Annotated in this window: 12 protein-coding genes; 10 read left to right on the forward strand and 2 right to left on the reverse strand. The window is 64.9% G+C overall.

Annotated elements, in window-relative coordinates:
• Positions 1-38 precede the first annotated feature (38 nt).
• Positions 39-773 carry a GntR family transcriptional regulator gene (locus JQ616_RS32490; protein WP_212021908.1) on the reverse strand — a complete coding sequence of 245 codons (735 nt, stop codon included), beginning with the start codon at positions 771-773 and terminating at the stop codon, positions 39-41.
• A gap of 128 nt (positions 774-901) precedes the next feature.
• Here JQ616_RS32490 and JQ616_RS32495 point away from each other — a divergent pair, with 128 nt between their 5' ends.
• Both JQ616_RS32495 and JQ616_RS32500 read left to right on the forward strand, forming a co-directional pair.
• A complete protein-coding gene (locus tag JQ616_RS32495; protein WP_212021909.1) occupies positions 902-2,266 on the forward strand; it encodes a class-II fumarase/aspartase family protein in 1,365 nt (454 codons plus the stop codon).
• A gap of 63 nt (positions 2,267-2,329) precedes the next feature.
• Entirely contained in the window at positions 2,330-3,643 is a 1,314-nt protein-coding gene (locus JQ616_RS32500; RefSeq protein WP_212021911.1) for a cation:dicarboxylate symporter family transporter, read from the forward strand.
• A gap of 205 nt (positions 3,644-3,848) precedes the next feature.
• On the opposite strand, the gene JQ616_RS32505 is transcribed toward JQ616_RS32500, so the two are convergent.
• Positions 3,849-4,859, reverse strand: coding sequence for a polyprenyl synthetase family protein (locus JQ616_RS32505; RefSeq protein ID WP_097675303.1), 1,011 nt, complete (start codon positions 4,857-4,859; stop codon positions 3,849-3,851).
• Between the two features lie 135 nt (positions 4,860-4,994).
• Here JQ616_RS32505 and JQ616_RS32510 point away from each other — a divergent pair, with 135 nt between their 5' ends.
• From JQ616_RS32510 to JQ616_RS32545, 8 genes are all read left to right on the forward strand, one after another.
• Positions 4,995-5,222, forward strand: coding sequence for a DUF2007 domain-containing protein (locus JQ616_RS32510; protein ID WP_212021913.1), 228 nt, complete (start codon positions 4,995-4,997; stop codon positions 5,220-5,222).
• Entirely contained in the window at positions 5,185-6,042 is an 858-nt protein-coding gene (locus JQ616_RS32515) for a tRNA1(Val) (adenine(37)-N6)-methyltransferase (protein ID WP_249137551.1), read from the forward strand. The genes JQ616_RS32510 and JQ616_RS32515 overlap by 38 nt, the downstream gene beginning before the upstream one ends.
• 320 nt (positions 6,043-6,362) lie before the next feature.
• Positions 6,363-7,286 carry a S49 family peptidase gene (locus JQ616_RS32520; RefSeq protein WP_212021915.1) on the forward strand — a complete coding sequence of 308 codons (924 nt, stop codon included), beginning with the start codon at positions 6,363-6,365 and terminating at the stop codon, positions 7,284-7,286.
• A gap of 116 nt (positions 7,287-7,402) precedes the next feature.
• On the forward strand, positions 7,403-7,594 hold the full coding sequence (locus JQ616_RS32525; protein ID WP_050403245.1) for a hypothetical protein: 192 nt from the start codon (positions 7,403-7,405) through the stop codon (positions 7,592-7,594).
• 245 nt (positions 7,595-7,839) lie between these two features.
• The gene (locus JQ616_RS32530; RefSeq protein ID WP_212021917.1) at positions 7,840-8,775 is read left to right on the forward strand and encodes a glycine--tRNA ligase subunit alpha; all 936 of its coding nucleotides are present in this window, start codon (positions 7,840-7,842) and stop codon (positions 8,773-8,775) included.
• Positions 8,775-10,871 (forward strand): glycine--tRNA ligase subunit beta, encoded by a 2,097-nt coding sequence (gene glyS, locus JQ616_RS32535; protein WP_212021920.1) that lies wholly within the window; start codon positions 8,775-8,777, stop codon positions 10,869-10,871. The genes JQ616_RS32530 and glyS overlap by 1 nt, the downstream gene beginning before the upstream one ends.
• Before the next feature lie 3 nt (positions 10,872-10,874).
• Positions 10,875-11,468, forward strand: a complete 594-nt coding sequence (locus JQ616_RS32540) for a class I SAM-dependent methyltransferase (RefSeq protein WP_212021922.1) — start codon at positions 10,875-10,877, stop codon at positions 11,466-11,468.
• Positions 11,469-11,588: 120 nt separating this feature from the next.
• Positions 11,589-12,680, forward strand: coding sequence for a hypothetical protein (locus JQ616_RS32545; protein WP_212021924.1), 1,092 nt, complete (start codon positions 11,589-11,591; stop codon positions 12,678-12,680).
• Positions 12,681-12,682: the final 2 nt, after the last annotated feature.

Here is a 12,682-nt window from a genome sequence, read left to right on the forward strand (position 1 = left end):
ACACTGTCTATGGTGCGCGTGAGTGCCTACCGCCGCTTTCACGCCGAGCGGTCGCGGCGCAGCCGCATCGAGAACGTGAAGCGGTCCGCTGGATGCACGGTCGCGGATATTTCGACGGTGTCGCCGGCCTGATCCAGATAGCGCCTGACGATGCGCAGCGCTGCGGCGCCTGAGGTCTCCCCCAGTGCCTTTGCCATCGCCGGGGTCAGCGGCACAGCCTGCACGTCCTGGCGGATTTCGGCGATGCGCCGGCCGTAGCGCTGCTCGATCAGGTCGCTGATCAGCGCGCGCGGATTGTCGCGCACGATGTCACGCAGCTCGGCATAGGCGGGATCGACATAGACGTCGGTCCAGCCGATCGGCGTGGAGCCCGACGACGCGCTCATGCGCAGGCTGGAGATGCGCAGCCATTTGCTGCCGGCCGCGCAACCGAGCTCACGCGCCAATTCCTTGTCGGCAACGATATCCCTGATCTCCTGGACCACGCGGGTGTGTTCGATGCCGAACTGGACGAGGTCCTCGACCGAGGCCAGCGATTGGTGGTAGCCGCGCGACGGCGACGCCGCCTCGACCCTGGTCCCGGCCTTCTTCTTGCGCGACACCAGTCCGAGGTCCTGCAACTCCCGGATCGCGGCCCGCACGGTGTGCCGGCTGGCGCCGTATTGCTCGCAGAGCTCGAGCTCCTTCGGCAGCATCGAACCCACCGGAAACCTCCCGTTTCCAATGCCTTCCGCGAGATCGCGCGCCACCTGCGCGTATCGGGTCTCACCCATTCCGGAACGTTCCCTCGGGCCGAATCTGACGGCCGAGCGTAGCACCGGCTTGACATTATGTCCGGACATAAAATACAAGGATTATGTCCGGACATAAAAATGCCGGCCATAACCTTGGGAGGTTCTCCATGCGCGCCACCGTTCCGACCGCCACGACGGTTCTCGACTCGATCCTGTTTCGTGACGCCTTCGGTACGCCGGCCATGCGCGAGATCTTCTCCGACTATTCGCTGATCTCCCGCTACGCCGAGGTCGAGATCGCGCTGGCCAAGGCCGAGGCGCGCTGCGGCGTCATTCCCTCCGATGCTGCCGACGAGATCGCCAAACGGACCGATGTCGCGGCGCTGGATTTCGACCTACTGCACCAGGAAACCGACATCGTCGGCTATCCGATCCTGCCGCTGGTGCATCAGATGGCGAAGCAATGCGGCGACGCCGGCCGCTTCGTGCACTGGGGCGCGACCACGCAGGACATCATGGACAGCGCCGTGATGCTGCAGGTCCGCGACGGCCTTGAGATCATCGAGCAGGACATCTCGGAGCTGCGCAAAATTCTCGCGGACCTGTCGAAGCGGCATCGCGACACGCCGATGGCCGGTCGCACCCATCTGCAACAGGCGCTGCCGGTCACCTTCGGCTACAAATGCGCGATCTGGCTTGCGATGTTCGATCGCCACGCCGAACGGCTCGCGCAATTGAAGCCACGCGTGCTGGTCGGCCAGTTCGCCGGCGCTGCCGGCACGCTGGCCTCGCTGGGCGGCAAGGGTCTCGAGGTCCAGCAGGCGCTCTGCGACGAGCTCGGGCTCGGAGTGCCGGTGTCCACCTGGCACGTAGCGCGCGACGGACTCGCGGAAGTCGTGAACTTCTTCGCCCTCGTGACCGGCTCGCTCGGCAAGATCGCGCTCGACATCATGATCATGGCCTCGACCGAATTCGCCGAGGTCTACGAGCCCTTCGTGAAGGGCCGCGGGGCATCCTCCACAATGCCGCAGAAGCGCAATCCGATCTCGTCGGAGCTGATGCTGGCCGCCGCCAAGGGCGTGCGCCAGCACGCCGGTCTGATGCTCGATGCGACGATCCAGGATTTCGAGCGTGCCACCGGACCGTGGCATGCCGAATGGATGGCGATCCCCGAGAGCTTCGTTCTGACCGCCGGCGCCCTGCATCAGGCTAAATTCGCCCTCAGCGGCCTGATCGTCGACGAGGCGCGGATGGCGACCAATCTCGACATCAGCCGCGGCCTGATCGTGGCGGAAGCCGTGATGATGGGCCTCGCGCCGCAGCTCGGGCGCCAGGACGCCCACGACGTCGTTTACGACGCCTGCCGCCGCGCCAATGAGCAGCACATCTCGCTTGCGGACGCGCTCGCGGCCGATCCGAAGATCGCCTCGCGCATCGACCGGGCGACGATCGAGCGCCTGACCGCGCCGCGCAACTATCTCGGCCTCGCGCCCGAGATGGTCGATCGCGTGCTGGCGAGCGTGGCGCGCTAGCGCGTCACCTCGTATCGCCTGCCCATCAAGAGACGCGACCAACGCGCATTCGGAGGAAACCCCATGTCTACGACTGCCGCCTCGCTTGGACTCCAGACGTCAGCGCCTGCGCCGACTTCGAAGAATCCGCTTTGGAAGAATCTCGGCTTCCAGGTCATCATTGCCATGATCCTCGGCGCGGCCGTGGGTTTCCTGTTTCCGTCTTGGGCGATCGAGCTCAAGGTCCTCGGCGACATCTTCCTGCGTCTGATCAAGACCGCGGTGGCGCCGCTGGTGTTCCTGTGCGTCGCCGCGGGCATCGTGTCGGCGGGCGACTTCAAGCGGGTCGGCAAGGTCGGCCTGGTCGCGATGATCTATTTCGAGATCGTCTCGACCATCGCGCTGGCTTTCGGGCTGCTCGCCGGCAATCTGCTCGGCCTCGGCAAGGGCATCGCGACCGCGACGGCCACAGCCGGCGTGAAGCCGCCGGCGGCACCGGGAAAGCCGCAAGGTGCGCTCGATTTCATCCTCAACATCTTCCCGGACAATTTCCTCGGCGCCTTCACCCGCGGCGAGCTGCTGCAGGTGCTCGCCATCGCCATCATCTTCGGCGCCGCGCTGCTGCGCCTGAAGGCGGACAAGCGCCAGCCGATCGAGACCGGGCTGAACCGGATATCCGAGGTGCTGTTCGAGTTCATCCACATCATCATGTCGTTCGCGCCGATCGGCACCTTCGGCGCCGTCGCCTTTGCGGTGGGATCGAGCGGGACGGCGGTGCTGTTGTCGCTGATCTATCTCGTGCTCAGCTTCTACGCCGTGGTGGCGCTGTTCATCGTCATCGTGCTCGGAACGGTCTGCGCGCTGTTCGGGATCAACCTGTTCCGTTTCCTGCGCTACATCAGGGACGAGATTTTCATCGTGCTCGGCACGGCGTCGTCGGAAAGCGTGCTGCCGCGTCTGCTCGAAAAGCTGCCGCAGCTCGGTTGTTCGCGGCAATGCGCCGGCCTGGTGCTGCCGACCGGCTATGCGTTCAATCTCGACGGCACGTCGATCTACATGGCGATGGGCGTGCTGTTCCTGGCCAATGCCTACAACGTGCCGCTGGGCTTCAGCCAGCAACTCGGCATTCTCGCGCTGATGCTGATCACCTCGAAGGGCGCCGCGACGGTCTCGGGCGGCACCTTCGTGGTGTTCGCGGCGACGGTGACCGCGACCGGCGTGTTGCCGCTCGAAGGACTGGCGGTGCTGTTCGGCGTCTATCGCTTCATGTCGATCGCGGTCGCAACCACCAACGTGATCGGCAACGCGGTCGCGACCGTCGTCACCGCGAAGCTCTGCGGGGAGTTCGACGAGGCAATGTCGCAACGGGTGTTGCGTGCGCAGGGTGACGCGGTTTGAGGGAGCGGGGTGTTAGATCTGAGTTGCCCGACGACGCCACAAACTCTCCGTCGTCCCGGCGAAGGCCGGGACCCATAACCACCGATACTCATTGTTGCGCGATGCCGGAATGACGAGTCGTGTTCACCACACCCGCCGCGGAGTATGGGTCCCGGCCTTCGCCGGGACGACACCCGTTTTGTGGTGCTAGTGAGTACCTAACAGCCTAATGCGATCTTGCCAGGCAGAACGCGACGACCTGTTCCAGCGCCGTCTTCATCGGTGACGACGGGAACAGCGCCAGCGCGTCGACGGCCATCGCGCCGTAATGCTGGGCGCGGCTGATGGTGTCTTCCAGCGCGCGATGCTTGGTCATCAGCCCGATGGCGTGGTCGAGATCGGCCGATCCGATCTCGCCGCGCTCCAGCGCGCGGATCCAGAACTGGCGCTCGGTGTCGTTGCCCCTGCGGAAGGCCAGCACGACGGGCAGCGTGATCTTGCCTTCGCGGAAATCGTCGCCGACATTCTTGCCGAGCTTGGCGGACTTGCCGCCATAGTCGAGCACGTCGTCGACGAGCTGGAACGCGATGCCGAGATTCATGCCGACCGAGCGGCACGCGGTCTGCTCGGCCTTCGGCCGGTTGGCGATGACAGGGCCGACCTCGCAGGCGGCTGCGAACAGCTCGGCGGTCTTGCCGCGGATCACGGCGAGATATTCGTCCTCGGTGGTCGCGGTGTTCTTGGCGGCGGCAAGCTGCATCACCTCGCCCTCGGCGATGGTGGCGGCGGCCGCGGAGAGGATATCGAGCGCGCGCAGCGAGCCGACCTCGACCATCATCCGGAACGCTTGGCCGAGCAGGAAGTCGCCGACCAGCACGCTGGCCTCGTTGCCCCACAGCATCCGCGCGGACAATTTGCCGCGGCGCAGCTCGCTCTCGTCGACCACGTCGTCATGCAGCAGGGTCGCGGTGTGCATGAATTCGACCGCGGCGGCGAGCTTGATATGGCCGTCGCCGCTGTAGTCGGCGAGCTGGGCCATCGCCAAGGTCAGCATCGGGCGCAGCCGTTTTCCCCCGGAGGAGATCAGATGGTTGGCGACCTCCGGGATCATGGTGACCTCGGAGCCGGTCCGCGAAAGGATCGTCGCGTTGACGCGCTCCATGTCGGCGGCGACAAGTCCCACCAGCCCGTCGATCGAAGCATTGGACGGGCTTTCGAAGGGTACAATAACCGCCACGCTGGTCTCCAATTTTGCCGAATACGCACTATGCTCAGCTATAACAATAGAAACTGCGCGGTGCAGCGGCAAGGGCACGAAGTTGTTGACATGTGACGCATTGGCCGCACAGCCGGGGCAACAGGAGAGCGTATTTTGCGGGAATTGGTTCGGACCAATGACATGGTGCTGGTCTCCGCCATCGGCGCGCTGCTCGACAGCGCTAACATCCATCATCTGGTGCTGGACCAGAACATGAGCATCATCGAGGGCTCGCTCGGCGTGCTGCCGCGGCGGATCCTGGTGCATGAGGACGACAAGGATGAGGCCCGCCAGCTGCTGACCGATGCCGGCCTCGGCCATGAATTGCGGGCCGATGACTAGAGCGTTTTCAAGCGAAGTGGGCTCCGGTTCGCGTGAAGAAAACGCGTCAAAAAAGGAGTCTCCAGCCCTTGAGATCACCGAGGACGGATTCCTCGGCGGACAATTGCGGCTGCGGCAGCCCCGCAGCGGCCATCGGGCCGGCCATGACGCGATCCTGCTCGCCGCGGCGACGCCGGCCCGCCCTGGTGAGCGCGTCGTCGATCTCGGTGCCGGCGTCGGTGCGGCCGGGCTTGCGGTGGCGCGGCGGGTGAGGGGGATCGATCTGGTCCTGGTCGAGATCGACCCTGGATTGGCCGAGCTGGCGCGGAATAACGCCGGTGCCAATGCGATCAAGGCCGAGGTAATCGTGCTCGATGTCGAGGCCAGTGCCGCAGGCTTCGACGAAGCAGGCCTCACGCCTGACAGCGCCGACGTCGTGCTGATGAACCCGCCGTTCAACGATTCCGCCAGGCACCGCGCCTCGCCGGACGCCGTGCGCCAGCGCGCCCATGTCGCGACCGCGACCACGCTTGCCGCCTGGGTTCATGCGGCGCGGCGGATCCTGAAGTCGAACGGGCAGTTGGCGATGATCTGGCGGGCGGACGGGATTGCCGAGGTGCTGGCTGCGCTGGAGCGCGGCTTCGGCAGCCTCGAGATTTTGCCCGTTCACGGTGAAGGGGCGTCGCCTGCGATCCGAATCCTGGTGCGAGCCACCAAGGGTGGCCGGGCGCCGATCCGGCTGCATGCCGCGCTGCTGCTCAAGGAAGAGTCAGGTGTGCCCAACAAATGGGTGGAGGAGATCTTGGCTGGAAAGGGGGAATTGCCGCTGGCGCGGCGCTAAAGCATGATCCGGAAAAGTGCGCAGCGGTTTTCCGAAAAGATCATGCTCAAACAAGAAGCTAAAGCGTTGCGCTTTAGCGGGCAGAGCGCCGCCCGCGTCGTACGGGCACTAAATTACTGCGAAGCCGTTTCCGACTGGCGTTCCGGCGTCGACGTGAACCGGATCGCCGTCAGGAGCGTACCGATCAGCAAAATCAGCAGATAGATCTTCATGAGTCCCTCTCCGCCGCGAATTGCAACCCCAATGACAAAATGCAAAACGCGTTCCACGGAATCCAATGACAGTGGCGTGATAAAAAGTGGTTAATTCGAGGTAACGGCATGAGTGAACAAATAAGTGATCGCCACGGCCATTCCGGAGGACGTTCGGGACTGCTCGAACGCGTGCAGGGAATGTTGCCGGCACGTTTCCGGCGCGGCACGGCGGTGGTGCCTGTCGTGCGGCTGTCGGGTGTGATCGGCGCGGTGACGCCGCTGCGGCCCGGCATGACGCTCTCCGGCGTTGCCAAGATGCTGGAGCGCGCCTTTGGCACGCGTAATGCCAAGGCGGTTGCGCTGGTGATCAATTCGCCGGGCGGCTCGCCGGTGCAGTCGCGGCAGATCTATCTGCGCATCCGGCAATTGGCGGCCGAGAAGAAGCTGCCGGTGCTGGTGTTCGCCGAAGATGTCGCGGCGTCCGGCGGCTACATGATCGCCTGCGCGGGCGATGAGATCTATTGCGATCCGTCCTCGATCCTCGGCTCGATCGGCGTGGTCGGCGGCAGCTTCGGTTTCCAGGAGGCGATCAAGAAGATCGGGGTCGAGCGGCGGCTGTATACGGCCGGCAGCCACAAGGCGATGCTCGATCCGTTCCTCCCCGAAAACCCTGACGACGTCGCCCGGCTGAAGACGATCCAGCGCGAGATTCATGCAACCTTCATCAACCTGGTGAAGCAGAGCCGGGGCAGCCGCCTGAAGGGCGCCGACGACGTGCTGTTCACCGGTGAATACTGGGCGGGCGAGACTGCGATCGGTCTCGGGCTTGCCGATAGCATCGGCGATCTCCGCTCGGTCTTGCGGGCCCGCTATGGCGAGAAGGTGCTGACCCCGGTGATCGCGCCGGCGAGCGGCCTGCTGTCGGGCCTGCTCGGCCGCAGGGCGCCGGGGGCGGGATCGCTGGCCGCGCTGGATGGCTTGGCCGGGTTGCCGGACGACCTGATCTCGGCATTGGAAACACGGGCGATTTGGGCCAGATTCGGGCTCTGAACACGGGGATGTGAGCGCGCCATTTAGCCCTAAAACCGCGATTGCGGCGCAGCCTTGGTTGCGCGAGAATGCCTGCCATTGGGGGCCTGACAGACGTGAACGACAAGGATCGACCGATGCCGCCGCTGATTGCATTCGCAGGCGTCCTGGGTGGCTTGGCCGTGGTCCGCTGGGCATACAAGACGGCCGTCCGGATCAACCAGGAACTGGAAGAGGCGCGCTTGTCCCGCGTGGCCGAGACCACGCGTGCCAGCGAAATCAAGACCCTGCGCCGCGACCCCGTGACCGGGGCCTACCGCCCGGGCTAGCGCTTGTTCTCCCTCGCCCCGCTCTTGCGGGGAGAGGGCCGGGGTGAGGGGCTGCTTCCGCAAACTCGAAAGACGAGAGTTCGCGGAGAGTCCCCCTCACCCGAAATCCGCGCTGCGCGCGAATTTCGACCTCTCCCCGCAAGCGGGGCGAGGTGACAGAAACATCCCCCATCGCCTTGATTCCATTGGCCGCCGCCGATACGGTCCCGCGCGTTTCACACCCCCTCGCGAGATCGATTCCAACGATGGACGCCCTGCCTGACCACATGCGCCCGGAACGTTCGTTCCAGGGCTTCATCCTGGCTCTCCAGCGGTTCTGGGCCGAGCAGGGTTGCGTCATCCTGCAGCCCTACGACATGGAAATGGGCGCCGGCACCTTCCATCCCGCGACCACGCTGCGCGCGCTGGGGCCAAAGCCCTGGAATGCGGCCTATGTGCAGCCCTCGCGGCGGCCGAAGGACGGCCGCTACGGCGAAAATCCCAACCGGATGCAGCACTACTACCAGTTCCAGGTGATCATGAAGCCGTCGCCGCCGAACCTTCAGGAGCTCTACCTGAAGTCGCTGGCCGCGATCGGGATCGATTCGGCGATCCACGACATCCGCTTCGTCGAGGACGATTGGGAGAGCCCGACGCTCGGCGCCTGGGGTCTCGGGTGGGAATGCTGGTGCGACGGCATGGAAGTCTCGCAGTTCACCTACTTCCAGCAGGTTGCCGGCGTCGAATGCGCGCCGGTCGCGGGCGAACTGACCTATGGGCTCGAGCGGCTCGCGATGTATGTGCAGGGCGTCGACCGGGTCTACGACCTCAACTTTAACGGCCGCGAGGGTGCCGCGAAGGTCACCTATGGCGACGTCTTCCTGCAAGCCGAGCAGGAATATTCACGGCACAATTTCGAATATGCCGACACCGCGATGCTGTTCGAGCAGTTCAAGATGGCGGAAGCGGCCTGCCGCAAATATCTCGCCGCCGGCTGGCGCGAGGGGAGCAATCACAAGGAACATCTGATGGCCTTGCCGGCCTACGACCAGTGCATAAAGGCGAGCCACGTGTTCAACCTGCTCGACGCCCGCGGCGTCATCTCGGTGACGGAGCGGCAGAGCTATATCGGGCGCGTGCGCGATCTGGCGAAGGCCTGCGGCGAGGCTTGGATCCACACTGAAACGGGCAGGGCGGTCTGATGCCCGATCTTCTCCTCGAACTGTTCTCCGAAGAAATCCCCGCGCGCATGCAGGCCAAGGCGGCGGACGATCTGCGCCGCATGGTGACCGACAAGCTGGTCGCCGAGGGCCTCGTCTATGAAGGCGCCAAGGCGTTCGCGACCCCGCGCCGTCTTGCGCTCACCGTGCACGGCATTCCCGCGCGCCAGCCCGACCTGAAGACCGAACGTCGCGGCCCGAAGATCGGCGCGCCCGATGCGGCGGTGCAGGGCTTTCTGAAAGCGACGGGTCTCAATTCGCTGGACGAAGCGAAGATCCAGAAGGATGCGAAGGGCGATTTCTACATCGCGCTGATCGAAAAGCCCGGCCGCCCCGCGATCGACGTCATCGCGGAAATCCTGCCGGTCATCATCCGCACCTTCCCGTGGCCCAAGTCGATGCGTTGGGGCGAACGCTCGGCCAAGTCGGGCGCGCTCACCTGGGTGCGGCCGCTGCACTCGATCATTGCGACCTTCGGTCTGGAGACCGAGGAGCCCGATGTCGTGAAATTCTCGGTCGACGGCATCGAGGCCGGGCAGACCACCTATGGTCACCGCTTCATGGCGCCGGGCGCGATCTCGGTGCGCCGCTTCGAGGATTACGAGGCCAAGCTGAAGGCCGCGAAAGTCATCCTCGATCCGCAGGCGCGCAAGGACATCATCGTCGAGGACGCCAAGGAACTGGCGTTCGCGCAGGGCCTCGAACTGGTCGAGGACCAGGTGCTCGTCGACGAGGTCTCCGGCCTGGTCGAATGGCCTGTCGTGATGATGGGATCGTTCGAGAAGGAATTCTTGGTCATCCCGGACGAGGTGATCCGCGCCACCATCCGCAACAACCAGAAGTGCTTCGTGGTCAGGGATCCCAAGACGGGCAAGCTGACCAACAAGTTCGTGCTGACCGCCAACATCGAGGCGCCCGACGGCGGCAAGACCATCGTCGCCGGCAATGAGCGCGTGATCCGTCCGCGGCTGTCGGATGCGAAGTTCTTCTACGAGACCGACCTCAAGACCAAGCTGGAAGACCGGCTGCCGAAATTCGAACAGATCGTGTTCCATGAGAAGCTCGGCACCCAGGCTGCGCGGATCAAGCGGATCGAGCGGTTGGCCGCCGAGATCGCGCCGCTGGTCAGCGCCGACGTCGAGAAGACCAAGCGCGCCGCGCGCCTCGCGAAGGCGGATTTGCTGACCGAAGTGGTCGGCGAATTCCCCGAGTTGCAGGGCCTGATGGGCAAGTACTATGCGCTGGCGCAGGGCGAGGATGCCTCGGTCGCCGCCGCGAGCGAGGAACACTGGAAGCCGCAGGGCCCGACCGATCGCGTGCCGACCGATCCGGTGAGCGTCGCGGTGGCGCTGGCTGACAAGCTCGACACGCTGTCCGGGTTCTGGGCGATCGATGAGAAGCCGACCGGATCGAAGGACCCGTACGCGCTGCGTCGCGCCGCGCTCGGCGCGATCAGGTTGATTGTCGAGAACACGTTGCGCCTGCCGATCCTGAAGGCGGCCAAATCCGCGTTGCTGGGACTGTCGGTCAAGGCCGATGCGGAAACGTTGCCGAACGATCTGCTCGCCTTCTTCGCCGATCGCCTGAAGGTGCAACTACGCGAGCAGGGCGCGCGGCACGATCTCGTCGACGCCGTGTTCTCGCTCGGTGGCCAGGATGACCTGCTGCTCGTCGTCCGCCGCGTCGAGGCGCTCGGCAAATTCCTCGACAGCGACGATGGCAAGAATCTGCTTGCAGGCACAAAACGCGCCAGCAACATCCTCAGCATCGAGGAAAAGAAGGACAAGCGGGCCTTCGATGGCGCGCCCGATGCTGCGCTCTACAAGCTCGACGAAGAAAAGGCGCTGGCTGCGGCGATCGAGCAGGTGAAGGCTGAGGCCTCCGCCGCCGTCGCCAAGGAAGACTTCGCCGCCGCTATGTCCGCGATGGCCAAGCTGCGTCCGGCGGTCGACGCGTTCTTCGACAAGGTCAAGGTCAACGACGATGACCCGAAGGTGCGCGAGAACCGCCTGAAGCTGCTCAACGAGATCCGTGCAGCGACCCGTGCGGTGGCGGATTTCTCCCGGATCGAAGGCTGATCGATGGACCGCGCAACGCTCGCCGCTTACGACAAGGAAGCGGCGGCGTTCGCGCAGGACTGGCACGATCAGCCGACCCCTCGCGATCTGCAGGAGGTCGTCGGGCAATTCTTCATCAAGGGCGGCGCGACCGCCGATATCGGCTGCGGCAGCGGCCGCGAGGTGGCCTGGCTCAATGCTAGTGGCTTCCCGGCCGAAGGTTTTGACGCCTCCGAGGGCCTGCTCGCAGAAGCCCGCACCCGCTATCCGGCGCTGCGCTTTAGGCAAGCCGAACTGCCCGCACTATCCGGCATCGCCGCCAACAGTTTCGACAATGTGCTGTGCGAAACCGTGATCATGCATCTCGACCCCGCGCTGATCGCACCGTCGGTGCGCCGCATGTTCGAGCTCGTGAAGCCCGGCGGTATCTTCTATCTGAGCTGGCGCGTGACCATAGGCGACGACGCGCGCGATGCGCACGGCCGGCTCTACGCGGCGTTCGATACTGCGCTGGTGCGGACTGAACTCGCGGCGGCCGAATTGCTGCTCGACGCCGAGGTCGTCAGCGCCTCGTCCGGCAGGATCATTCACCGCATCGTGGCACGGAAGCGCGCCTGATCCGGTCCCCGGAAATATCTAGACACAATTTGCAATTTGTTAACCATGCCCTGCGAAGGTCCTGCCGGATCAACGATTTCTTAAGAAATCGCCCCTCGCGCCAATGCAGGGACCGCCCCGATGACCTCGATCGGCACCACCCCCAATCCCTACGCCCAATATGGTTCGGCCTATGCGCGGGCCGCAGCGACGCCCTCGCTGGCCGCGACCTTGTCGGGCGACGGCACGGCCGGCGATCTGTCGGCGTCCAATGCCGCGACCAACCTCACGCTGTCTGATGCCGCCCGCGCGCAGCTCGCCAAGACGCCGCAGCCCGATTTCGCGACGGTGACGAACGACGCGCGCACAACGCTCGACCGGCTCTACACGGTTGCCGGCGTCAAGGCGCCGATCGTCGACGGCAAGACCACGATCGATCTCTCGACCTTGGACCGCCGCTCGCTGTTTGCGATCTCGACCAACAATGGCGGCAAGTTCACGCCGGATGAGCAGGCGGTTGCGGCGACCGAATTGAAGCAACGCTTCGACAAGGCCATGGCACCGTCGCTTGCGACCACGCGGCTGACCGGCGACTACAGCGTCAGCTACAAGGCGGCGCTCGATTATCTCGATGGCGCCAGCGACGAGGAAAAGGCCACCGCGACCTGGGCCAGCCAGCGCGCCGCGGTGCTCAAGGGTGTTCAGGCGACGCAGCAGGATCCGACCACGGCACCGTCCGGAATTGCCGGGGACCCGGTCGCGGCCGCGCTGGCAGGAACCATGACGCCCTCGACAGGAACCACGCGCGACTTCTCCAGCGTGGCAAGCGACGTGCGCGCCTTTCTCGATCGCCAGAAGAGCGAGGCGGCGAAGAGCGGCAAGGAACTGGTGTACGATTCCCGCCGCAAGACAGGGCAGCTTGCCGATCTGTCTTCGCTCGACAACCGCTCGCTGTCGGCGATCTCGCTGAACCAGGACAAGAAGTTCTCAGGCGAGGAGATCTTCGCAGCCAAGCAGGAACTCAACACGCGGACCCGCCTTGCCGTGCTCGACGCGCTGAAGCAGAGCCAATCCGCCGGCGACCCGCGCCAGTTCTCACTCGGCATCCTCAAGCAATATTCCTCGATGAGCGCGGAGGAGCGCCAGGCCGCCAACTGGACCCAGGATTTCCAGGACGCCGCGATCAAGAGCTACAAGTCGACCTCGACGCTGCTCTCGATCCTGAAGTCGTGAGC

Source organism: Bradyrhizobium tropiciagri (genome assembly GCF_018130545.1).
Classification (GTDB): Bacteria; Pseudomonadota; Alphaproteobacteria; order Rhizobiales; family Xanthobacteraceae; genus Bradyrhizobium; species Bradyrhizobium tropiciagri_A.